General features: G+C 62.4%; 17 protein-coding genes and 3 pseudogenes. 13 read left to right on the top strand and 7 right to left on the bottom strand.

The genetic code is table 11. The features are described 5' to 3' along the window. Positions 1–105: 105 nt before the first annotated feature. A pseudogene (locus tag CG471_RS14315) lies at positions 106–234 on the bottom strand (transposase); the annotation flags it as partial. Positions 235–295: 61 nt separating this feature from the next. Here CG471_RS14315 and CG471_RS31365 point away from each other — a divergent pair. Beyond that, a pseudogene (locus tag CG471_RS31365) lies at positions 296–466 on the top strand (integrase); the annotation flags it as partial. 106 nt (positions 467–572) lie between these two features. On the opposite strand, the gene CG471_RS14305 reads toward CG471_RS31365, so the two are convergent. Genes CG471_RS14305 through cysD form a run of 3 tightly spaced genes read right to left on the bottom strand, consistent with a single transcriptional unit; the run spans position 573 to position 4209 of the window. After that, on the bottom strand, positions 573–1349 hold the full coding sequence (locus CG471_RS14305; RefSeq protein WP_099232274.1) for a 3'(2'),5'-bisphosphate nucleotidase CysQ: 777 nt from the start codon (positions 1347–1349) through the stop codon (positions 573–575). Between the two features lie 23 nt (positions 1350–1372). Next, the gene (gene cysN, locus CG471_RS14300; protein WP_099232267.1) at positions 1373–3292 is read right to left on the bottom strand and encodes a sulfate adenylyltransferase subunit CysN; all 1920 of its coding nucleotides are present in this window, start codon (positions 3290–3292) and stop codon (positions 1373–1375) included. After that, complete coding sequence (cysD, locus tag CG471_RS14295; protein ID WP_099232266.1) at positions 3292–4209, bottom strand: sulfate adenylyltransferase subunit CysD; 918 nt, start codon at positions 4207–4209, stop codon at positions 3292–3294. The genes cysN and cysD overlap by 1 nt, the downstream gene beginning before the upstream one ends. 183 nt (positions 4210–4392) lie before the next feature. On the opposite strand from cysD, the gene CG471_RS31360 reads away from it, so the two are divergent. The 4 genes from CG471_RS31360 to CG471_RS14275 all read left to right on the top strand — a co-directional run bounded on the left by CG471_RS31360 (position 4393) and on the right by CG471_RS14275 (position 8606). Further along, positions 4393–5304, top strand: a complete 912-nt coding sequence (locus CG471_RS31360; RefSeq protein WP_257211552.1) for an AraC family transcriptional regulator — start codon at positions 4393–4395, stop codon at positions 5302–5304. A 136-nt stretch (positions 5305–5440) separates the two neighbouring features. Next, positions 5441–6586, top strand: a complete 1146-nt coding sequence (locus tag CG471_RS14285) for a sulfotransferase (protein WP_257211551.1) — start codon at positions 5441–5443, stop codon at positions 6584–6586. Continuing rightward, on the top strand, positions 6573–7751 hold the full coding sequence (locus tag CG471_RS14280; RefSeq protein WP_257211550.1) for a hypothetical protein: 1179 nt from the start codon (positions 6573–6575) through the stop codon (positions 7749–7751). Before CG471_RS14285 ends, CG471_RS14280 begins: the two co-directional genes overlap by 14 nt. Positions 7752–7856: 105 nt before the next feature. Then, entirely contained in the window at positions 7857–8606 is a 750-nt protein-coding gene (locus CG471_RS14275) for an SDR family NAD(P)-dependent oxidoreductase (protein ID WP_099232264.1), read from the top strand. 9 nt (positions 8607–8615) lie between these two features. Here CG471_RS14275 and CG471_RS14270 read toward each other — a convergent pair whose 3' ends face one another. The 3 genes from CG471_RS14270 to CG471_RS14260 form a co-directional block, all read right to left on the bottom strand. After that, positions 8616–10106: an aldehyde dehydrogenase family protein gene (locus tag CG471_RS14270; protein WP_099232263.1), complete on the bottom strand. Its 1491-nt coding sequence runs from the start codon at positions 10104–10106 to the stop codon at positions 8616–8618. Then, positions 10103–11725, bottom strand: coding sequence for a GMC family oxidoreductase (locus tag CG471_RS14265; protein WP_099232271.1), 1623 nt, complete (start codon positions 11723–11725; stop codon positions 10103–10105). The genes CG471_RS14270 and CG471_RS14265 overlap by 4 nt, the downstream gene beginning before the upstream one ends. Positions 11726–11817: 92 nt before the next feature. Continuing rightward, the gene (locus CG471_RS14260) at positions 11818–12729 is read right to left on the bottom strand and encodes an SMP-30/gluconolactonase/LRE family protein (protein WP_099232262.1); all 912 of its coding nucleotides are present in this window, start codon (positions 12727–12729) and stop codon (positions 11818–11820) included. A 338-nt stretch (positions 12730–13067) separates the two neighbouring features. Here CG471_RS14260 and CG471_RS14255 point away from each other — a divergent pair, with 338 nt between their 5' ends. The 8 genes and pseudogenes from CG471_RS14255 to CG471_RS14225 all read left to right on the top strand — a co-directional run bounded on the left by CG471_RS14255 (position 13068) and on the right by CG471_RS14225 (position 24293). Continuing rightward, positions 13068–15440, top strand: coding sequence for a TonB-dependent receptor (locus CG471_RS14255; protein ID WP_099232261.1), 2373 nt, complete (start codon positions 13068–13070; stop codon positions 15438–15440). Between the two features lie 116 nt (positions 15441–15556). Next, positions 15557–16951 carry a phosphotransferase gene (locus CG471_RS14250; RefSeq protein ID WP_099232260.1) on the top strand — a complete coding sequence of 465 codons (1395 nt, stop codon included), beginning with the start codon at positions 15557–15559 and terminating at the stop codon, positions 16949–16951. 292 nt (positions 16952–17243) lie between these two features. Next, positions 17244–17783, top strand: a complete 540-nt coding sequence (locus tag CG471_RS31355) for a Plug domain-containing protein (RefSeq protein ID WP_257211549.1) — start codon at positions 17244–17246, stop codon at positions 17781–17783. A 75-nt stretch (positions 17784–17858) separates the two neighbouring features. Continuing rightward, complete coding sequence (locus CG471_RS14245; RefSeq protein ID WP_257211548.1) at positions 17859–19676, top strand: TonB-dependent receptor; 1818 nt, start codon at positions 17859–17861, stop codon at positions 19674–19676. 164 nt (positions 19677–19840) lie between these two features. Next, on the top strand, positions 19841–20089 hold the full coding sequence (locus tag CG471_RS14240) for a hypothetical protein (RefSeq protein WP_099232270.1): 249 nt from the start codon (positions 19841–19843) through the stop codon (positions 20087–20089). A 281-nt stretch (positions 20090–20370) separates the two neighbouring features. Then, positions 20371–21748, top strand: a pseudogene (locus tag CG471_RS31810) (spinster family MFS transporter). A gap of 84 nt (positions 21749–21832) precedes the next feature. Continuing rightward, positions 21833–22720 (top strand): helix-turn-helix domain-containing protein, encoded by an 888-nt coding sequence (locus CG471_RS14230; protein ID WP_099232259.1) that lies wholly within the window; start codon positions 21833–21835, stop codon positions 22718–22720. Between the two features lie 157 nt (positions 22721–22877). Continuing rightward, complete coding sequence (locus tag CG471_RS14225) at positions 22878–24293, top strand: hypothetical protein (RefSeq protein WP_099232258.1); 1416 nt, start codon at positions 22878–22880, stop codon at positions 24291–24293.

Below are 24293 nucleotides of genomic sequence, written 5' to 3'. Positions count from 1 at the left end.
CCCATTTGGGCGCTCTGGACAACCAGCTGACGCCGGATAGATGTTTGCAACTGATCCACGCAGAACGTTTCAATGCCGCTTGCAAAGGGAGAGCCGTCCATAGAGATAATAGGTCTGCTCGCTGACCCCGATCCGACGGCAGGCTTCGGCGGTCGAAGCCCCCTGCGCCAGCACGATCTCAACTTCACGCAGCTTGCCGATGATCTCTTCCGGCTTGTGCTTCTTGAATGGCATCTGTCGTCCCTTTCGTGGTCCAGACTATCATAGTCTCTGGGCCACTCAGCAGGGGGCAGATCATTCCCTGCGGGTGGGGCTGACTCAAGATTTGTTTGCCAGCGGCGAGGATGCAGGGCCGATCGCGTAGGCGCTGCGATGGACCGCGACCGCGACCGCGCTTCGCTACGGTCGCAAGCTCGCGCCGTCCTCCAACGCAGCGGCGCGCATGCTGAAAGGAATCAGAAAATGACGGAGTGGCCGCGTAAGGCTACAGGGGCCAGGTCTTTTCAGGGTAGATCGATCATCCAGGTGCGGGTATTGGGTGTGTCTGCCGCCCGCATTCGGAACGGTTAAAACTAGGGAGTACGGGGTGCTGGAATCCTACCTCCTGCTTCCTTCCCCCCTTCGGCGACCAGTTCCAGGATACGCCCGGCCATGTCCTTTCGGCAGATGAGGAGGTCAGGGAGGTAGACGTCGCGTTGGTTATAGAGGAGCGGTGCTCCGTCGATGCGGGAGCAGTGGAGGCCGTGGGCTGCGGCGACGGCGACGGGGGCCATGGAGTCCCATTCATATTGGCCGCCGGAGTGGAGATAGATGTCGGCTTGGCCCAGGATGACGGCCATGGCCTTGGCCCCTGCGCTGCCCATGGGGACCAGTTCGGCGCCCAGTTTCTCCGCGACCGCGACCGCTTCCTTCGCGGGGCGGGTGCGGCTGACCACCATGCGCAGCGTTTCGGGCGCGGGCGGCACCGCGCGCGGCTGGTCGGAGCGCAGCACCGTGCCGCCGTAATGATCGGGCAGCGCCACCGCGCCGATGGCGGGCTGGCCGTCGATGGCCAGACCCACATGCACCGCCCAGTCGGCCCGCGCCTCGCCATATTCGCGCGTGCCGTCGACCGGGTCGACGATCCACACCCGGCTTTTGGCGAGCCGCGCTTCATTGTCCTTCTCCTCTTCGGAGAGCAGCCCGTCGTCGGGCCGCACTTCGCGCAGCGCGTCGCAGAGGAACTGGTTGGCGGTCTGGTCCCCGGCCTTGCCCAGCGCCCTGGCGCTGAACAGGCCGGACCCGCGCACCTCTTGCAGGATGCGCCCGGCGACCTGCGCCAGATGGGCGGCCAGATCGGCGTCGGTCATCGCCGACAGGTCGATCTGCGCGCTCATGGGATCAGCCTCGCGACGATGGCGTCGGCCGCCTCTTCCGCCGTCAGCTTCGTGGTGTCGACGCGGATTTCGGGGTCTTCGGGCGCTTCATAGGGGCTGTCGATGCCGGTGAAGTTCTTCAACTCCCCCGATCGTGCCTTCTTGTAGAGGCCCTTGACGTCGCGCGCCTCGGCATCGGCCAGCGGCGTGTCGATATGCACCTCGACAAATTCGCCCGGCTGCATCATCTGCCGCACCATGTCGCGCTCGGCGCGGAAGGGCGAGATGAAGGCGGTGATCACGATCAGCCCCGCATCGGTCATCAGCTTGGCCACTTCGCCCACGCGGCGGATATTCTCCACCCGGTCGGCATCGGTGAAGCCCAGATCCTTGTTCAGCCCATGGCGGACATTGTCGCCGTCGAGCAGGAAGGTGTGGCGGTTCATTCTGGCGAGCTTCTTCTCCACCAGATTGGCGATGGTCGACTTGCCCGCCCCCCACAGGCCGGTGAACCACAGCACGGCCGGCCTCTGGTTCTTGAGGCCCGCCTGGAAGTCGCGGCCGACGGCGGGCGCCCGCCCATGGACATTTTGCGCCCGCCGCAGCGAGAAGTGCAGCATCCCCGCCGCCACCGTGGCGTTGCTGATCTTGTCTACAACCACGAAGCCGCCCAGCGTGCGGTTCGCCGCATAGGGTTCGAACACGATCTGCCTGTCGGTCGACAGGTTGGCGACGCCGATCGCGTTCAGTTCCAGCGTCTTGGCCGCCAGATGTGACCCCACCCCCCCGGCATCGTTGACGTTGACCTGATATTTGGGCTGCTGGATCGTGGCGGTGACGGTCTGCGTGCCGATCTTGAGCCAATAGGGCCGGCCGGGCAGCATCGCCTCATCCGCCATCCAGACGATGCTGGCTTCGAACTGGTCCGCGGCCTGCGGCGGATTGTCCGCCAGCGCGATCACGTCGCCGCGCGAGCAGTCGACCTCATCGGCGAAGCAGAGCGTCACCGACTGACCCGCCACCGCGACGTCCAGATCGCCATCCAGCGTGACGATCCGGCTGATCGTGCTGGTCTTGCCCGAAGGCAGCACGCGGACCGCGTCGCCCGGCCGGACCGCACCAGTGGCGATCAGGCCGGAAAAGCCGCGAAAGTCCAGGTTCGGGCGGTTCACCCATTGCACCGGCATACGGAAGGGCTTGCCCGCGTCGGTGGCGCTGTTGACCTCGACGCTCTCCAGATGCGCGATCAGCGCCGGTCCCTTATACCAGGGCATATTGTCCGACGGGCCGGTAATATTGTCGCCCTTGAACCCCGAAATCGGGATCGGCGTGAAGGTCGCGATGCCGATCGAGCGGGCGAACTCGCTATAATCCTTGAGGATGCCGTCATAGACCGCCTGGTCATAATCGACCAGATCCATCTTGTTGATGGCCAGCACGATATTCTGGATGCCGATCAGATGCGCCAGATAGCTGTGCCGCCGGGTCTGGGTCAGCACCCCCTTGCGCGCGTCGATCAGGATGACGGCAAGGTCGGCGGTCGAGGCGCCGGTCACCATGTTGCGGGTATATTGTTCGTGGCCGGGGGTGTCGGCGACGATGAACTTGCGCTTTTCGGTGGCGAAGAAGCGATAGGCGACGTCGATGGTGATGCCCTGTTCACGCTCGGCGGCGAGACCGTCGACCAGCAGGGCGAAGTCGATCTCGCCTCCTTGCGTGCCGACCTTCTTGCTGTCGGCTTCCAGCGCGGCCAGCTGATCCTCGAAGATCATCTTGCTGTCATAGAGCAGCCGGCCGATCAGCGTCGACTTGCCGTCGTCCACCGACCCGCAGGTGATGAAGCGCAGCATCGTCTTATGCTCATGCACTTTGAGATATTGGTCGATGTCCTGCGCGATCAGCGCGTCGGTCTTGTAAATGACATCCTGGTCCGACATCAGAAGTAACCCTCCTGCTTCTTCTTCTCCATCCCCGCGCCGCCGGCATCCTTGTCGATCGCGCGGCCCTGCCGCTCGCTCGTGGTGGTCAGCAGCGTCTCCTGGATTACGTCCGGCAATGTCTTCGCCTCGCTCTCGACCGCGCCGGTCAGCGGATAGCAGCCCAAGGTGCGGAAGCGGATCGAGCGCATCACCGGCTCCTCGCCCGGCTGTAACGGAAAGCGTTCGTCATCGACCATCAGCAACATGCCGTCGCGCTTCACGGTCGGGCGCTGGTCGGCGAAATAGAGCGGCACGATCGGCACGTCGTTCAAATGGATATATTGCCAGATGTCCAGCTCGGTCCAGTTGCTGATCGGGAACACCCGGATGCTCTCGCCCTTATTCTTGCGGGCGTTGTAGAGGTTCCACAGTTCGGGCCGCTGGTTCTTGGGGTCCCAGCCGTGCGACGCGGTGCGGAAGGAGAAGATGCGCTCCTTGGCCCGGCTCTTCTCCTCGTCCCGCCGCGCGCCGCCGAACGCCGCGTCGAAGCCATAGAGATTGAGCGCCTGCTTCAGGCCCTCCGTCTTCCACATGTCGGTGTGCAGCGCGCCATGATCGAACGGGTTGATCCCCCGCTCGGCCGCTTCGGGGTTCTGATAGACCAGCAACTCCATGCCGCTCTCCCGCGCCATCCGGTCGCGCAACTCGTACATCGCCTGAAACTTCCAGGTCGTGTCGACATGCAGCAGCGGAAAAGGCGGCGGCGAAGGATAAAAAGCCTTGCGCGCCAGATGCAGCATCACCGCCGAATCCTTGCCCACAGAGTAAAGCATCACAGGCTTCTCAGCCTCCGCCACAACCTCCCGCAATATGTGTATGCTCTCCGACTCCAAACGCTCGAGATGCGTGAGCGCCACTTGCGGCGACTTGGTCATGACGTTCCTGCCGATAGCAATTGATAGTGTCTGCTCGGTAGCAATATAAGCGCGGCAATTCATTTGCTGGATCAGCATGGAAAACGCCAAATGAATAGCGATCCCGTCATGCAGGTCGTGCGTTGATCGTCGGCCTTCCCAGAATGGATGGGTTGCGTATGATCGAGATCATCAAGGACGGGGATGCAGGAGAAAGTCGATATGCCGACGGAATCTTTCGAGGCTTCCGGTCCTGCGGATCGCGCAAGCCTGGATTTCCTATTTCCGCAGGAGTTCGAGACGTCGCTCGATGCCGCCGTCGCGGCGATGGGCGCGCGCTTTGAAGTGCGCCGTTTTTTCTGGCGGGAGCGTAGGGAGATCGCTTTCACGCCGCCGTGCAGCTATTTCGAGGTGACACGCTTTCCCTCCATGGGCCGTTACCTCGCTTCCGCAGCCGACTTTTGTGCCCAGGGAGAAGTGCGCTTCTATCCCTGGGCGCGGCCGTTCCAGATGCATTGGGAGGAGCGCGAACAGAGATCGCTTTTTTGTCGAATAGATGTCTGCGCGCTTACCGGATTGTCGATGGAACTGTCCGACCGACAACTGCGCGATACCATCGATATGCGCAATCCCCATGTCAGGGCGCTCTTGCTGCGGGCACAGCAGGAAATGATGGCGCCAGGGCTATGTTCGCAGCTCATCCTGGATTCGATCAGCATGGGATTGGCCGCCGAAATAGTGCAGCAATTCGGCCCGGAAACGCGATCGGACTTCTCCAGGGGTCCAGCGTTGGACCAGCGCTATCTGGCCAGCCTTGTCGCCCATATCCGAGAGCAGCCCGGCAAGGTCGAGATAGCGCAGCTAGCGATGGAAAGAGGGGTCAGCGTCCGGCACTATGAACGCCTGTTCCGCGCCGCGGCGGGCGAAAGTCCCGCGGCCTTTTGCCGTCGTCATATGCTGGCCCTGGCGAAGGACCTGCTGATGAACCGGTCGCTTCTGGTCAAGGAGATCGCCTATCGTTGCGGGTTCGCCAATACGGCAAGTTTTAGCGTGGCCTTTCGCCAGATGGAAGGCTGCTCGCCGCAGCAGTTCCGTGACCGGCTTTTGATTCACTGAGCGCCGATCGATGTGACCGCAATTTCCGACATCTGTTTTCGATAGGCGACATCCGCGCCACCCGCGCTTTGCATCTGTGTACGAACCGCTCATCCTGGCGAAAATGGTCGTAAGACCGGTTTGAGAGAGGATGGCAATGACATTTGGATTTCCGGACGCGGACGCGCTCCTAGCGCAATATCCGCTGCCCGATTATCTGCGCGACAATGTGCGGCCCGGGCTGAAGCAACTGCTCGCTTCGATGGCGGAAGACCGGGCGCTCAACGCGAATGGGCATGCCCGGGCGCTGCACATCATCGCCGACGACCTGTCCCGGCTGAAGGCGATCGCCGACGACCGGGCGCGCTATCCCGAAATCGCCGACGTCGAAATCCGGCAGCCGCTCTTCATCCTCGGCCTGCCCCGGTGCGGTACCAGTTTCCTGCACGCGCTGATGGAGGGTGACCCGCAGGTGCGCACGCCGCTGATGTGGGAAGTGGCCGAGCCATCGCCGCCGCCCGAAGCGGCTACCGCCGATACGGACCCGCGCATCGCCCGTTTCGACGAACATCTGCGCGCGCAACTGGGCGGGTGTGCCGACGAACTGCTCAAGGCCCATCCGCTGGGCGCCAGGATACCGCAGGAATGCGGGTCGTTCATGACGACCTCGTTTCAGAGCAGCAATCCCTGCATGTTCCAGCATCTTCCCCGCTTCTACGACTGGTTCAAGGGCATCGACGCGACCTTCCGCTACGATGTCCACAAGATGTGGCTTCAGCATCTGGGCTGGCGCCATCCCGGCCGGCATTGGGTGCTCAAGATACAGGAGCATATGTACAAGCTCCCGGCGCTGCGCAGCGTCTATCCCGATGCGCTCTTCATCCAGCCGCATCGCGACCCGACCACCGTCATCGCGTCCATCTCGCAACTGATCAGTGTCATCCGGGGGCCGTCCTACGACCGGCTCGACCTGCACGCACTGGGCGCCGAATTCCTGCAACTCTGGTGGGACGGGGTGAAATGCTGCATGGACTATCGCAAGGCGCATCCGGACCTGCCGATCTACGACATGCGCTACAAGGATCTGGTCGCGGACCCGGTCTCGACCATCCGGGCCGCCTATGATCATTTCGGCTGGGATTTCACGCCGGACTCGGAGGCCGGCATAGTGGGCTGGCTGCGGGAGAATCCGGCGGGCAAGCATGGGCCGCGCAGCTATACGCTGGCCGATTATGGCCTGACCGCCGACCAGGTGCGCGACCGGTTCGCGGAATATATCGAGACCTACCATGCCTATCTTTGAACCGTCGCAATGGCGCGCCTGGCTGGAGCGGATCGCCGGGGCGGAAGGCGTGCTGGACAGGCTGGCCGATCCCGGCGATCCGCAGGCCCGGGCGGAGGCGCATCGGCTGTTGTTCGCCATCCTGGCCACCGGCTATCAGACGGCCTTCTCCGATCCCGACCATCCCGATTTCGCGCCGTCGGTCAGCAGCATCCTCAACACGGTCGGGGTCAATCCCGACTTCATCTATGGCGCGGCGCGGATCGACGGCGGCGGCGTCTACAGGCTGTCCGGCACGCGCGGGGACGGGGTGTTCGTGTTCCTCGATCTGGTCGCGGGCGGCCTGGGACCGATGGAAGATCTGGGGCCTTCGGTGGGCATGATCGATCTGGATGCCTGCACATTGGGCCCGGACGGCAGCTTCGACATTCTGTTGGGCGGGGAGCGGCCGGAGGGTCATGCGGGCGACTGGTTCGCGCTCGACCCGCGCGCCGTCACCATCGGCCTGCGCCATGCCTATTATGACTGGGGCGCGGGGCGCGATCTGCGCATCGCGATCGAACGGGTCGACCGGCGCGTGGGCGGCGGCCCGGTGCCAGCAGCCGAGATCACCCACCGGCTCGACCGCCTGTCGGCCTTCGTCGAACGCTATGCGACATTTGCCCTGGGCTATGGCCAGCGGCAGCGGGCGCAGGGTTTCGTCAACAGGCTGGAATATGACGACTGGGCCGGTCGCGGCGGCGTGGCCGGGCAGCATTATTATCAGGGCATCTTCCGGCTGGAACCCGGCGAGGCGATGATCATCGATACGGCGGTGCCCGACCCGGTGCGCTACTGGAACGTGCAGCTCAACGATCCGCTTTGGAACACGATCGACTGGATCAACCATCAGAGCAGCCTCAACGCCGTGCAGGCGCGACTGGACAGTGACGGCCGCTTCCGCGCCGTCATCGCCCTGGACGATCCGGGCGTGCCCAACTGGCTCGATCCCGCCGGCCGCCGGGAAGGATCGTTGATGCTGCGCTGGACCGGCGCGAGTTCCGGGCCGGAACCGACGCTCAGGATCGTGCCGGCCTCAGAGCTTCGGTCGCATCTTCCCGACGACACGCCACTGGTCACGCCGGACGAGCGGGACGAGGTGATCCGTCACCGCCGGCGGGGCGCGCAATGGCGACGGCGCTGGTGACGGGATCGACCCCGTCGGGCGAAAGGATGGTCGCTACGCCCGCCCCGCTATGACGAACACAGGGCCCGGCATTTTCCCGGCCGCGTTTTGGGAAGGGGGGAGCGCATGGACTTTGCGGGCAAGGTCGTACTGGTCACCGGCGCCGGATCGGGGCTGGGCCGGGCTGCGAGCCTAGCGTTCGCGCGGGAAGGCGCGGCGCTGTGCCTGGTTGGGCGCAGGCGGGCGAAGCTGGAAGAGACCGGGCGTCTGATCCGCGATGCGGGCGGCCGATGTGTCGAACTGGCTTGCGACCTGGGCGAACCGCGCGGCTGCGTTAAGGTGATCGAAGGCGCGATGACGGCCTTCGGCAGGCTGGACGTGCTGTGCAATATCGCCGCCGACGTCATGTTCGACCGCCTGTCCGACATTCGGGAGGAGGAATGGCACCGGACCATCGCCTCCAACCTGTCCGGACCCTTTTTCCTCATGCAGGCGGCTATGCCGCACCTTATCGAGAGCAGGGGCAATATCGTCTGCGTCGCATCGACCGCCGGTTTCATGGGACAGGCCTATCTGGCGCCCTATGCCGCCTCCAAATTCGGACTGGTCGGTCTGACTCTGTCGCTCGCGATGGAGATGATGGACAGTCCCGTGCGGATCAACATCCTCTCGCCCGGCCCGATGCGGACGGAAATGACGCAGGGCATGGCCTTCCCCGATTTCGCCGATCCCCGGCTGCTCGCGCGCTATACGGGCCTGCGCCCGCCATGCCCGCCCGAGGATGTGGCCGAACCGCTCCTGTTCCTCGCGTCCGATCGCGCGCGCCATGTGCATGGCGCCTGCTGGGCGGTCGATGGCGGCATCACCGCCGGCTAGGCGGCTTCTCTATCGGCCGACGGGGTAGAAGACCGACTTCTGATTTTGATATTCGTGCAGCCAGTCGGGACCATATTCCCGTCCGACGCCGGACCGCTTGTAGCCGCCGATCGGCGCATAGGTCATGCGCCCCGTGCCGCCGTTGAGCATGACGCTGCCGGCGCGGATCTGCATCGCCATCTCATAGCCTTTGGCGGCGTCGGCGGTTTCGATGCCGCCGTTCAGGCCATAGCGGCTGTCGTTGGCGATGCGGATCGCCTCTTCGTCGGTATCGAAGCCGATGACGGTGCCGACCGGGCCGAACACCTCTTCCTGGGCGATCGTCATCCTGTTGTCGACATCGTCGAAGATGGTGATGTCGGTGAAGAAGCCCTTGTCGAGGCCCGCCGGACGCCCGCCACCATGCACGATCCGTGCGCCTTCGTCGCGGCCGATGGCGATCAGCCTTTCGACCTTTTCCCGCTGGGATTCGCGGATCAGCGGACCCATCGCCACGGTTGGATCGGCAGGATCGCCGATCCTGAACTGGCTGGCGATGGCGCAAGCGGTTTCGACGAAGGTCTTGCGGATGCTGTTATGGACGACGAGGCGCGTCAGCAGGGCGCAGCCCTGGCCCGCATTGACCGAAAGGACCGCGACCGCCATGCTGGCGGCGCGGGCGACGTCGGCGTCATGACGGACGATCAGCGCGGACTTGCCGCCCAGTTCCAGGTGCACGCGCTTCAACGTGGGCGCTGCCTGCGCCATGATCGCGGCGCCCACGCCTTCGGACCCGGTGAAGGTGACGAGGTCGACGCGCGGATCGCTGGTCAGGCTCGTGCCGACCTCCGGCCCGCCGGTGACGACATTCAGCACGCCCCTGGGCAGGCCGATTTCCTCGGCGATCTCGCCGAACAGCAGCGCGGAAAAAGGGGTGAAGGGCGACGGCTTCAAGACCAGCGTATTGCCGGCGAGCAGCGCGGGCACGATCTTCGCCAGATTGATGAGGAAGGGGAAATTATAGCCGGTGATGGCCGCGACGACGCCCACCGGTTCGCGCACCACGGTCGTCCCGCCGATCTTCTTGGGTCCGTCGGGGTTGAAGGGATCGGGGGTGATGTCGATCGGTAGGCGGACGCTGTCGTCGCGCGTCGAATGGTCGAGCGCGGCCAGCAGATGGTCGAGCGGATTGGCGACCTGCATACCGTGGGTGATGCCCTGCGAACAGCCGACTTCCGCGACGATCAGCGCCGCGATCTGCTGCCTGCGGGCATCCAGCGCGCCATGCATCCGGCGCAGGTAGGTTGCGCGTTCGGACATGGCCATGCGCGGCCAGATGCCCGTGTCGAACGCATCGCGCGCGGCGGCGATCGCGGCGTCCATTGTGGCGGCATTGCCGACGGGCGCGTGGCCGATCACCGCTTCGGTGGCGGGATTGATGATGGCGTCGCGTTCGCTGCCGCCATCGACCCAGACGCCATCGATGTAGAGCCTGTCGAGGGTGGTGAATGGCACGGTCATATCACAGGTTCCTGATCGGGCCGCAGGATCATGTCCGCGGCGTTGAGCGCGATGGCCATGGCCGGCGCATTGGTGTTGCCCGACACGATCGTCGGCATGATGGACGTGTCGACGACCCGCAGGCCGGTGACGCCGCGCACGCGAAGCTGCGGGTCGACGACGGAGGCGTCATCCGCGCCCATGCGGCACGTCCCGCAAATGTGGAAGGATGTGCCGCCAAGGGTAATCGCGTTGGCCAGAATATCCTCGTCCGCCTCTATGCCGACGGTCTTGCCCGTTTCCTCGACGATCCAGTCCTTGAGCGCGGGCTGTTGCGCGAGGCGCCGGAGCCAGCGGAACAGGGCGACGAAATGGCGTCGGTCGGCATCGGCGGCCAGATGATTGGCGTCGATAACCGGCGGCACGTCCGGATCGGCCGAACTGATCCGGACATGGCCCTGGCTGTCGGGCCGCATATAATAGGCGATGACGGTCATGCCGGGATAAGGATCGAGCGCCACCGCCCCCTTGTCGTCCGTGCGGAAGGAATAGAGGCCCATGCCAACCTGCGCATCCGGCCGGTCGAGCGTGGCATCGGTCTTGACGAAACCGCCCACTTCATGCGCTGCATGGGTCAGTGGGCCTTTCGATCCGAAAGCATAGCGCAAAGCCGACATGATGAGGCCCAGGCCGGACAGTTTCTGGTTCAGGCTGTTCCCCCGGACTCGGTAGTTGAAGCCCAGATAGCGATGTTCGCGAAGGTTGGCGCCGACGCCGGGCGCATCGACAACGATCGGAATGCCGAGCGATTCGAGCAGGGCACGGGGACCGATGCCGGACAATTGCAGCAACTTGGGGCTCTGCACCGCGCCTGCGGACAGGATGATCTCCCGCCGGGCGGCGACCTCATGCTCGCCATCCTTGTTGCGCAGCAGGATGCCGCTCGCCCGTTGCCCATCGAACAGGATACGCAGAGCGTCGGTCTGCGGCAAAACATCCAGATTCGGTCGGCCTCGCACAGGCTTCAGAAAAGCGCGGGAGGCGGAGAAGCGTTTGCCGCGATAGGTGGATGTCGGCTGATAGCCCATGCCGCCCTCGGTCACGGCCGGCATGTCGTTCATGTCGTCCACCCGTTGCGTCCCGGCCTGACCGGCGGCAATCAGGAAGGCTTCGCACAGCGGGTCGCCCGCAGGATGGACGCTGATCTTGAGTGGGCCGCCGATGCCTCGCCACGCCTTGGCGCCCAGCGCATGATCTTCCAGCGCGACGAAGTGCCGACCCATGGTCTGCCAGCCCCAGCCGGTGCAGCCCGCCGCTTCCCAGCCGTCATAATCGGCCGGTGCGCCGCGCACATAGACCATGCCGTTGACCGAACTGGACCCGCCCACCGCGCGGCCCTTCAGCCATATTTCCTGCGGTGCGTTGCCGCCGGGCGAGACGGCATAGTCCCAGACATGGGGATTGCCCGGCGCCAGCAGCTTGCCGATGCCGCGGGGCATGGCGATCAGCGGGCTGCTGTCGTCCGGTCCCGCCTCCACCAGCAGAACCGTGACATTGGGGTCGGCCGACAGCCGATTGGCCAATACGCAGCCGGAAGAGCCTGCTCCCACGATGATATAGTCATAGCTATCAGCCGGCATGGTCGCTCTTTTCTGGGGCATGGCGCGATGGAACAGCAATGGCTGTCTGCTTGACCTGTCGGCGGGCAGGGTGGTGCTGTCGACGATGGGCGTCAGCCGAATGCCAGAGGCAGGCCGGGTACGTCCCAATCGATGCATATGACCTTCCCGGAACTGCCCAACGTGACGAAGGCCACCCGCCCGTCCTTGCCGCCAAAGCAGATGTTGGTCGTGAGGAAATCCCCGGTCTCGATCTGCAGAGGCGTTCCCCCCTCGGGCGGGAAGATCAATATAGCGCCTTGGCCGGGCGAGGCGCAGCATATGCGACCGGAGCTGTCTACGGCCAGGCTGTCGAGAAATTGACCGGGCCCGGCCCGCCCGACGATGCTGTGTCCGTCCGGGGTCGGAGACGCCGTCGTGTCGATCACGCCGGGCGCCGACAATCGATAGCGCAGCAGATGCGCTTCATAGGTGAGTGCGACGTATAGGGTGCGTCCATCGGGCGAGAGGCCGACGCCGTTCGCCCCATCCAACGGTCCGGCAGCGCGCCGAATCTCCGACCCGTCGGCCTTGGCATAATAGAGCCCGCCACGCATGCGCGCCGCGCCGCGATCCCTGCCGAAATCGGTGAACCAGAAGCCGCCCGCTTCATCGAACACGAGATCGTTCGGTCCCCAGAAAGGAGTCGCGTCGGTGGAGGCGTACAGAGTTTCAAAAGCACCGCTGGCGGGATCGACGACCTGGATCGCGCCGGGGGGCGTGTCGAGAGGGGCCTCGATCGGCATAAGGCCGCCGTCGGGCAGGATCAGCTTGTCGAAGCCGCCATTGTTGCAGACATAGATTCGCCCGTCAGGCCCGATCGCCGCTCCGTTCGGGCCGCCGCCCAGATTGGCTATGGTGGAGCGCACGCCGTCCGGTCCCAAGCGCGACAGTCGTCCGCCCAGTACCTCGACCAATATCAGGCCTCCATCGGGCTGCGCGATCGGCCCTTCGGGCATCAACAGTCCGCTTGCAAAATGGGTCATCTCTTCCTCTCCCATGGGCCGTCAGCCTTTCCCGACCGTACGTCATCCGGTGGATATCGGCATGAACCGCCATCGGACCCTCCTTTCGAGAGGTAATTGAAGGCGCGGATTGGCGTCTTATCCGCCGCACACCCGATCCATCGGGGGAATGCGGAGGGGATGGCGACATAGTGCGCAGGCAGACCGGCATATTCAGCCGCCGCGAAAACGCGATCGACGGAAATTGGCACGCGGCGCGGGGCGACGGCCATCCATCCTCGATCCCATGAACAGGAAAGGCCGGCAACAGACCGGCTCTCAAAGACAAAGGTCATATCTGGCCATCAGGGAGAAGAAGAATGAAGACATCCGGTTTCATCCTGCCCTTGGGGCTGTTGCTGACGACGTCCCAGGTGGCTTTGGCGCAATCATCCCCCGCCGCGCCGCAAGAGGTGGACAGCAGCGACATCGTGGTGACGGCGCGCCGCACTGCCGAGAATATCCAGGAGACGCCGGTTTCTGTCGTGGCGTTCGGCGCGGATTCGCTGCGGCAGGCCAATATCCGCGATACGCAGGATCTGCTGATCAAGACGCCGGGCGTATTCCTGGCGGGTTCGGGCGGGCGCGAGAACAGCAATTTCTCCATTCGTGGCCAGTCCAAGGCGCTGGCCGGCAACAGCGCGCCCGGCGTCATCAGCTATTTCGCCGAAGTGCCGTCTCCTACGGTCGGGTCCAGCATTCCGACCTATGATCTCTCGTCCGTTCAAGTGCTCAAGGGGCCGCAGGGGACGCTGTTCGGCCGTAACACCACTGGCGGCGCGATCCTGTATTATCCGACGGCGCCGGACTATAAGCTGGGGGGATATGCCAAGGCGTCCTACGGCAATTACGACGCCCGGCTGCTGGAAGCCGCCGTAAATATACCGCTGATGTCCGACACGCTGGCCATCCGCATCGCCGGCCAGATCCAGAAGCGCGATGGCTGGACCAAGAATATCGGCATCGGCGGCGACCCCGACGACCTCAATTCGCAAGCGATCCGCGGGTCTATCCTGTTCGAGCCGAGCGCCGCGTTCCGCAACACGCTCATCGTCGATTATTACCATAATGATGCAGTCGGCGGCGCGTCGGTGTTGACGAATGTGCTGCCCGGTCCCAACGGGCTGACGGCGACGGGCACGGCGGCGGCGGCTCTGGCGCAACTGGCCTTGCAGCGCGCGCGCGGGCCGCGCGTGATCAATTCGGACGTCGACGCGTTTGAAAAGGTCAAGCGTTTTGGCATCACCAGCCGGACCGAGTTCGATCTGTCCGACGACATCACCTTCGTCAATATCTTCGGCTATCGGCGCACCAAGGTCGACTATTATTCCAGCGTGGATGGGCTGCCTACCTTGATCGCCGATGGCAGCGGCGCGATTCCTGCCGGGCTTCCGGTGACGATTGTGGGCGGGCGCCAGACATCCGACGTCCGGCAGATCAGCGACGAAGTGCAGTTGAAGGGGTCGGCGCTCGGCAATCGCCTAGACTGGCTGGTCGGCGCCTTCTATCTGGACAGCAAGCCGCTCGGGCCGTCTGGCACCTACATCCCCGTCTTCATCCTGCCCGGCATCACGGACGCGCGGTTCAACTACAGCTTCTACAGCGAAAAGAGCCGGGCGCTGTTCGGCAATGTCAATTATGAGATTGCGGACGGGCTGCACGTCAATCTGGGCGTGCGCCATACCTGGGACAAGATCGAGGCCTGCGTCGGCGGCGGCCTGAACAACCAGCCCGTCGTTTCGCCGGAAGAATGCGCGGACGGCGCGGCAACCATCCGCAATTCGAGCGTCAACAAGACCTCGTCCAAGGCGCTGACCTGGCAGGCAGGCGTCGACTGGAAGGCGTCGGATGCGATCTTCCTCTATGCGGTGACGCGCCGGGGCTATCGTGCGGGCGGGATCAACAGCCCGACGCTGGCCGGGCGGCTCACGCCCTTCCAGTCGTTCGCGCCGGAAAAGGTGACGGATGTAGAGGTCGGTATCCGCTCCGACTTCACCATGGGCGACGTCAAATTGCAGTTCAATGCGTCGCCCTTTGTCGGCTGGTACAATAATGTGCAGGTGCCCATTTCGGGCCTCAATACGCAGGCGAGTTGCAGTACGACTACGCCGGGCGGAACCAATCCGCCGAAATCACCGGACGGCGATTGCGACGCCAGCAATGATCCGAGCGGCGGGACGCTGCTGGTCAATGCGGGCAAGACCCGGGTCGCGGGTATCGACCTTTCGACCCGCATCCAGCCGACGTCGACATTGTCCTTCAACGCCGGTGCGACCTTCCTCGACCTCAAGTCGCGCTCGCTGACGGTGCCTGCCGATCTCCAATCCTATCTTGCAGCGCTCAAAGTGCCGTTCAATCTGGTCGCGAAGACGACGGTCACGGCCGGCGCGCGCTGGACGTTGCCGGTGCCGCCCTCGCTGGCGGAAACCGTGTTTAGCCTGGACTATTATCATTCCAGCAAGGTGCGCTCTTCCGACCAGGTGCTGCCCGCTTATGACCTGGTCAATGGACGGCTGGACCTGAATGGCGTCGGTGGCAGCAAGGCGGATGTCAGTTTCTTCGTACGTAATCTGTTCGACAAGAAATATCTGGCGTCGAGCAATGTCGGATCGGCGGCGCTCGGGATCTTCAGCGGATTCTACGGCGCGCCGCGCACCTATGGCGTGGAGGTCCGCTATCGGTTCGGCGACTGACAGCAAGAATGAGAGCGGTGCGTCGGTTCCCTCCCGTCGATGCGGCTAACCGGCCTGGGGATGGGGCGGTGACGCACCGATCGCAATGAATAGAAAAATGATAGGGAGGACTGTCGATGGCGCAGACCGAAGCCGATCAGGATCAGGCGGAAAGCCGCGAACAACTCAGCCGATGGCTTGAGGATGGGCTGGGTTGTTCCGAGGTCAAGCTCGAAAAGCAACGGCGCTGGCGTCCGGTATGGCGCGCTACGGCACAGCAAAATAGCGTGAAGCGTGATTTTCTGCTGAAGGGCGATCGCACCTGGCCGACCCATCCCTATCCGCTCGTGTATGAAATGCGCATGCAGCGCGCGCTGCATGAAAATGGCATTCCCATACCCGCCATATTGGGCATGTGCGACCAGCCCAACACCATCGTGATGGAATGGATAGAAGGCGGGCGGGATCCCGGCCTGGTCCAGCAGGCGATCGAAAGCGCGTCGGTCATGACCGACGATCGATGGGCCGCATCGCTGCGCTATATGGAGATATTGGCAGACATCCACCGCTTGCCAAGCCAGGCTTTCGTTGAAGGCGGAGCCCATTTGCCGCAGGGCGCGCGCGAGATCGCCCTGCATAATTTCGAACGCTTCCATGCCATGACGGCCGAGCAGGGCATCACCGATCCGCTGCTGGAATTTTGCGCACGCTGGCTGCGTCGCAACTATCCCCGACATCGGGAATCCATTTCCTTCGTCACGGGCGACTGCGGCCAGTTTCTTTCGGAGGGCGCCCAGGTCACCGGCATATTGGACGTGGAAATCGGTCATCTGGCGGATCCCATGCGCGATCTGGCCTGTTTCAGGGGCCGTCACCCGATCGAGAATATGGGCGACGTCGCCGCCCTGTTCCGCCATTATGAAACGGCGATCGGCGTGCCGCTCGATTTTGACGCGATCGCCTATCATACCGTGTCCTTCCTGGCCGAAGCCATTTACGGTCCCCTGTTTGGGGTGCACGAAAAGGGGCGCGGCGGCGACTGGGTCGAGGCAGCGGTACAAGTGTCGATGATAGGACGGCGATGCATGGAAGCTTTGGCCGAAATATTGGGCGTGTCCCTCGACGACATCGCGCTTCCGCTGCCCGCCGCGGCGGACCAGAATGATCTGGCACTTGATAAATTGCAGGCGGAGATCGAACGCCTGCCCGAAAGCGGCTCGCTACAGAACTGGCAACGCAATATCCTTGCCTCGATCCCTCACTATCTCCGCAACCAGTTGCGCTACCGCGATTGGCTGCGAGAAGAGGATGGCAAGGATATCGAGGCGCTACTGGGTACGGTCCATGTCGATGCCGCCGAGGGTGAAGCCGCATTGATGCGCTTCATCGAAAAGAGCGTGCCCGCCGACGACGCTGCCCTGACACGCTTCTTTCATCGACGGATGCTGCGGCAGTGCCTGGTGATCGCGGGTCCCGATGCGCCTGCCGATCATCTTGTTCTGGTGCCGATGGAGCCTTTGCTACGGGGGTAAAAGCGTGGGTCCCCGGGTCAGGATACCTATCCAACGATATGTGTCCTCCCCGCATGAAACGATAAAACTGGTGAGTATAAATGCCCGGAAACTGCAAAACAGGAGGGTGTTTAATATACTGCCTGATATCGTGATGATCTAGTTATTAAGATCGCATTTTTGGTACTGGTGATAAATATATCATGAATATACAGTATTTCTTCTATTAAAATCATAAAAAAAATAATATCGGAAATCATAATAACAAAATCAAATTCCGTTATTTAATAATATTAATAGTGGAGGGGATAAAATGATCAAAATATTTCGCGCAATCTTGCTGGCTGGCACGGCATTGGGTGTCGGTGGCGCAGGCGCAAGCCATGCGGCAGAAGCAGTCGAGCAAAGTGCGAGCAGTGATGACAATAGCGGTGTTCGCGATATCATCGTGACGGCTCGCCGCACGTCGGAAAATCTTCAGACTGTCCCCGTGGCGGTCACGGCGCTCGATCCGACCGCGCTGCTGGAACGGCAGATTGTCGAAGTGGCGGATGTGGGCCGCGCGGCGCCGGGTTTGTCGGTGCAATCCGGCGGCACCGGCAACGCATCGCTGATATATCTCGCCATCCGCGGCAATGCGCAAAATAGCCCCAATTCATTCTCCGATCCTGCCGTCGGCATTTATGTCGATGGCGTCTATTATGGGCGACCCATCGCCGGAAATCTCGGGCTCCTCGATCTGGCTTCGGTCGAGGTCTTGCGCGGAACCCAGGGAACCTTGTTCGGACGCAATACGACGGGTGGCGCTCTGAACATGACGACCGTGCAGCCGGACGGCAATTTCGGCGGCTAGGTCACGGGACGTATCGGCAACTATGAAAGCTGGTCGATCGAATCCGCGCTGACCCTGCCGATTTCGGGCGACGAATTGTCCCTGCGCTTGGCGGGGCGCTATGGCGAGAGGGGCAAGGGCTTTGGCGACAACCCCATAAGAGGGGTTGATGCGGCTCGTATCGATCACGACATCGCGGCCCGTGGCACGCTGAACTGGGAGCCGTCGGCGATCCCGATGACTGTATCCCTGTCGGCCGACTATGCCAATATCAAGGATACGTACAATAATGTCGCTCTGCGCGGTATCAATCCGACAGGACCGGCCTTGGCACTCTATTCCGGCCAATTCGACATTGCTAGCTTCCTCCAGAGCAAGAGCCGCTTCTATAGAACCTATAATGATCCCAACACGGGCAATGCCAATATCGATACGCCCTATAATTATAACAAGACATGGGGTGTCCGTGCGACCATCGAATATGATCTGGGCGACGTTAAGATCAAATCGATAACGGCCTATCGCGAGGCGGACACCGGGGATGGTACCGATCTTGACGGCACGCCTGCCAAGATCGCATCCTATGCGAGCGACTATTCACAAAAGCAGCGTAGCGAGGAACTGCAATTCTCCGGCAACCTCGGGAAATTGGAATTCATTTTCGGCGGTTTCTATTTCAAGGAAATGGGCGATGAGCAGTCCCAGTCGCTCGTCTTCCAGGATACCGATTTCGGCTTCAACCTTGCCCCGGCCAATACCAACCTGGCCACGTACAAATCGGAATCGAAGGCCTTGTTCGCGCAGGTCAACTACAGCCTGACCGAACGGTTGCGCGCGACCGGCGGCTTCCGCTATACCTGGGACAAGCGTTCGATCAACCGCATGGGTTATATCGGCGGAATTCCAGGTTTTTCTGGTTCGTTTCTCTCCAACGGCCAATTGGTCACACTGCCCGCTACGGGACTATGCGCCGTGGGGGCTAATGCGAATTTGGTCGCCCCCGGTCCCAATTGCGTTGATCCCGTCACTGCCAAATTTGATTATCCCGCCTGGCTCGCCAGCATCGACTATGAGTTGGGCGACGGCAAGCTCATCTATGCAAAGACGGGTGGCGCCGCACTGGCTGGCGGTCTCAATTCGCGCCCGACCCCGCCCGACGCCAGTTCCTTCGCGCCGGAAAAGGTGAAGGACGCCGAGATCGGCTTCAAGGGCGATTTCTTCGATCGTCATCTGCGGACCAATTTCGCGGGCTTCTATATTTGGCGGAACGGCGCCCAGAATGTCGTCAATGCGCTGGTTGGCGTCAATCTGACCCAGTTCGTTCAGAATGCAGGCGATGTGAAGGCTTATGGTGTCGAGTTTGAAGGCACGCTCATTCCGTGGCAGGGCATGGAATTAAGTGGCGCCTTGTCCTGGCTGAAGGCGAAATATGCTGCGGGATCATTCACTGCGGCGGGCCTGGGCGGCACGGTGGATCGGAGCGGCGAGGTCGTTCCGCGCGCGCCACGATGGACATGGAATATCGGCGCAACGCAGCGCTTCCCGGTGAAAGGGGGCGAAATCGCGCTACATGCCGACTATGCCTACACATCTGCTGTCTACCAAGACTATGCCACCGCGGATTTGACGACGCCAGCGTTCAACGACGGAGTCAACGACGCGGCGGAACGTGCGGCGGCGATCAGCTTCATCGATACGCAGAACAGCTTCAGTCGGATCAAGGCCTATGGTGTGTTGAACGGAAGCGTGAATTTCAAGCTCGACAGCGGAATGGAGTTCACCCTTTGGGGCCGCAACCTGACACAGGAGAAATATTACAACGCCATATTCAATGGGTATGGCACCTTCGGCACCGCGATCGGCTTTACCGCAGCGCCGCGTACATGGGGCGCAACGGTTTCCTATCGCTTCTGACATAGGGGATGGGTGAGGTGGCGTCGCCCACTTCACCCATTGGCCTGATACGGCCTGCGTGAAAGATCCTATCTTTCGTCAGGGGTTCCGTCGTTGATTTGCTGCATAACTGCCCGTTCAAGAGACGGGCAGTTATGTCGTATTTCAAGGTCGAGGGTCGAAAAATGGAAATCAGTCAATCGGTGGAGAGCGGCGACAAGGCTTTGATCATATTGCAGAGCCTAGTCTGCTATTTGCGCGAAAAGAACATTCTTTCACGATGCGATATCGAGGAATTGTGCGAGCGCGTCGAGGCGCGCGAAAAGGAATTTCCCTGCGATCAACACCAGGCTGCGGCAGCAGCGAAGGATATGCGCGACCTGGGCGAATATTGCGGGAAGCGATATGGCGGGAAACGGCGTCGCTGCCTGTAAGACACTGCTCGACAGGGTCATGATGGGGTGCTGCGTTACGCGATTTTGCCAAACGGCGGCCCGCAGACTGAAATAGCGGGCTGGGGGCTGCGATCATTGTCAATCGTCCGCTTTGCCTGTGTTTGTTGTGCAATATTCGGGGAATAGACGGGGGAGGCATAGGGGAAGGAATATGTCTCCTGCGCGACATCTGTCGTCCCGGCGATAGTCGTGGCGGGGGCATGGGATGCGCTGTTGGCATAGCCTTCGTCACAGTCGATAAAAATGAAATAGGATGAGTGATGCACAATCCGTCAATAGTGGATGCAGGTCCGCAACCGATGCCGGACGACGCATCGCTTTCTGCCGATGGGCGATCGTTGCTATCGTGGACGATTGTCGCGCTGTTTCTGCTCAACTGCCTCAACTATATTGATCGACTGCTCTTCTCGGTCGCCCAGGAAATGATCAAGGTCGATCTCCATCTCAGCGATTTTCAGCTCGGCCTGATTGGTGGACCCGCATTCGCCATACTCTACACGGTCTTCAGTTTCCCGATCGCGCGCGCGGCGGACCGCGGTCGCCGGGTGGGGATCATCGCCATTTCGCTGACATTGTGGAGCGCCATGACGGCCTTTTGCGGAATTGCAGCCAATTTCGTCCAGATGCTCGTCGGGCGAGCCGCCGTCAGCATTGGCGAAGCGGGATGCACGCCGGCCTCGCATTCGCTCATCTCCGACGCATTCCCCGCGCAACGTCGAACTACCGCCATCGCTATCTTCGGTCGCCGGCCCCTTCGGCGCCATCGTCGCAGCGGTGGGCGGGGGCGCTTTGATCGCCGCTTATGGTTGGCGCACGGCTTTCCTCATCTGCGGAATGGCCGGCATCGTCATGGCTCTGCTGTTCCGCGCCACCGTGCCGGAACCGCCGCGCAGCCAGCCCCGATCGCACCATGCCGCGTCTTTCATCGCCACCGTCCGCCAGTTGCTGGCCCGGCGCAGCTTTGCTCTGGTGGCCGTTGCGGGGGGCGTCGCCGGGATCGGCAGCTATGCCAATCAACAATATATGGTGTCCTTCCTCATGCGCGGGCACGGTCTGTCCCTGGCCAATGCGTCGGTGCTGATGGGGCTTGTGATCGGCGGCGTCGGCATCGTTTTCACGCTGTTGGGCGGCCCGATGATGGACCTGGGTGCGCGTCGCTACCCGCGGATCAAGGCTTGGCTGCCTTCCTTCGGCTTGCTCTGGTGCGGCGCGCTATATGCCGCCGCTTTTCAAATTCCGACAGTTGGCCTTGCGGTGGCGTTGATGGTGCTCGGATCCATGGGGCAGCATTTCTACATGCCAGCCATGTATGCGCACGGACAGGATGTGGCGCCGCCGCATATGCGCGCCATGGCCTCCGCCGTGATTATCGCTACCAGTTCCATATTGGGCTATGGATTGGGTCCGCCGCTGATCGGTCTTGCCAGCGACATATTGGGGGAAAGTGCCCGGGTGTCGGCAGGCCTCAGCCTGGCCGAATGCGCCAAGCGGGCCGTCGCGGCCTGTGAGGCGGCAAGCGCACAGGGGCTGCGCCTATCGCTCAGCCTGGGATCCTGCTTCTTCATCCTGGCCGCCGGCCTGTTTGCATTGGCAAGCCGATGGGTTGTCGCCGATGTGCATGATCATGATCGGCACTGACTTGCCATTCGCGATCTACAGGGAAATAATGGTCCTGCGCTTTAGGATCGAGCCAAGATTCGATCGATGGCGAGGAGGTTGAGGATGCGACTTGAAGCCGACCTTGGTCTGCCGCTCTGTGCCCCGCACACTGCGTCGCATTTCCATGTCGAACGGCGGTTCCATACGAACGGTATTTTCGCTGATATCCGTCACTTCGGATGGACCCAGAGCAGCCGATCGGTTTTTCGACCCGATTCCTACTATCTGGATTTTTCCATCGGCCCGCGCTGTCCCAGCGCTCGTTTCTTCAACAGCGAACGCCAACTGGCGGATCCGCCAGGCGATGTCGTCTTTCTGCCCAAGGGTGGCGCATTTGCGACCCTGAGCGAACCGGGTGAGCACAGCCTGCTGTGCCTGACATTTGAAAACGACCGGGCGATGCAATTATTCGAGGATGACAGCGTCGCCGATCTGGCGGCATGTCAGGATGTTCAGATCGGTCGGGTGCGCCAAGGCCTTGCCCGGCTGGTGGAGGAATTGCGCAATCCAGGCTTTGGACAGGATATATTGCTCGAAAGCATGGCACTGATGCTCGTCGTCGAACTATGCCGGCATTTTCGCCAAGCCCAATATGATGACCGCAGCGTACATGGACAGATGCCCGGCTGGCGCTTGCGTCGCATCAAGGATAAAATAGAGGCCGATCTGGCCGAAATGCTTTCGGTGGCCGATCTGGCCGCCGAAATCCGCACCAGCCCGCGTCACTTGATCCGGACTTTCCGGGCCACCACTGGCATCACCTTGACCGACTATATCGCCAGCCGCCGGATCGCGCGTGCGCAAGACCTGCTTGTCCGTGGCGAGGCGATGATCAAGGTGATCGCCGGCAATTGCGGCTTCCAAAGCGCTGCCGCTTTCTCGGCGGCGTTCCGGAAGGCGACCGGCATGACGCCGCGCGAATATCGCGAAGAGCGTGGTGCATCGCGCTGAACCAGTTCTGCGTTGGATGGCCGATCCGATATGATGTGAAGCATCGCGCTTCATGTCCGCCTGACGATGTTTGAGCGTTCCGGCTGTAGGCATCGGCATTGCGGGGAACGCCCCGCCGCCGCCACAATCCGTCCCATCAAGAAGGACGGATTTTCTTATGAGCAGCTATCTCGATCGACTGATCGCCGATCCCACCAGTTTCCACGACGCGCCCTATGCGCAGGCCTTCACGCTCAGTCGCGAGGAGATCGACCGGCTGCATCTGGAAGGCGCGCGCAAGCGCTTTGCCGAGTTGCGGCCCGGCCTGTCCGTGCTGGACAAGTTGGCGCGCGAGCAGGGCATCGACGCGATCGAGACGATCGACGATCTGGCGCCGCTGCTGTTTCCCCACACCGTCTATAAATCCTATCCGATCAGCTATCTGGAACGGAGCCGCTTCGACAAGCTGACCAAATGGCTCGCGGGCCTGACGACCAGCGACATTTCCCACGTCGATGCCAGCGGTATCGAGACGATCGACGACTGGGTCGACCTGCTCGACGCGCAAACCGACCTGACCGTCCAGCATACGTCCGGCACCACCGGCAAGCTGAGCTTCGTCCCTCGCAGCAAGAAGCAGTGGCGTGAAACCATCGTCCATTCGGGGGTCATCATCCGCGACTGGTGGCCGGACCGCGGTCCGGACATCGTGAAGGACGGGATGCCGATCATCATTCCGGGCTATCGCTACGGCGCTGCTGCGATGCAGCGCGGCAACGGCATCCAGGTCGACCTCTATGCCAAGGGCGAGGAAAACACCCTGTTCCTCTACCCCAACGCCCGGTTCAGCGCGGACATCGCCTCGCTGGGCGGTCGCCTGCGCGCGGCGGAGGCGCGGGGCGAGGCCGGCATGATCGACATTCCGCCGGTCCTGCTGGAACGGCGGGAGGCGCTGCTGGAACTGGAGCGCCGCCGGCCCGACGACCTCAAGCATTTCTTCAGCGAGGCGCAGCGGCGCTTCGGTGGACGCGACGTCTATGTGACGGCGATGTGGGCCATCCTCTACGACTGGGCGGAGGAGGGGCTGAAACGCGGCCTCAAGAACGTCTTCGGCAAGGGCAGCGTGCTGCTGACCGGGGGCGGCAAGAAGGGCAAGGAACTACCCGACGACTGGCGCGAGCGCGTGATCGAATTTCTGGGTTTCGACACCATCTATGAAATGTACGCCACATCAGAGCAGATGGGTCTGTCGATGATGTGCGAGCATGGCCATTATCACGTCCCACCCATCCAGATCCCGTTCCTGCTCGATCCGGCGACCGGAAAGCCCCTGCCGCGCAAGGATGGCCTGACCGGCCGCTATGCCTCGTTCGACCTGATGCCCAACACCTATTGGGCCGGGCTGGTGACGGGGGACGAGATCACGCTGGCCGGCTGGGAAAAGCCCTGCGCCTGCGGTCGCACCGGGCCGTACGTCATTCCGCCGGTGCGCCGCTACAGCGAGCAGGAAGGCGGCGATGACCGCATCGTGTGTGCCGGCGCCCCCGAAGCGCATGACCGCGCCCTCGAATTTCTTGCCGAACTGTCGATGTGA

The organism is Sphingobium sp. IP1, from assembly GCF_002708645.1.
Taxonomy (GTDB): Bacteria; Pseudomonadota; Alphaproteobacteria; order Sphingomonadales; family Sphingomonadaceae; genus Sphingobium; species Sphingobium yanoikuyae.
The sequence above is the reverse complement of the archived record's forward strand: the minus strand, read 5'-3'. Positions and strand labels throughout refer to the sequence as shown.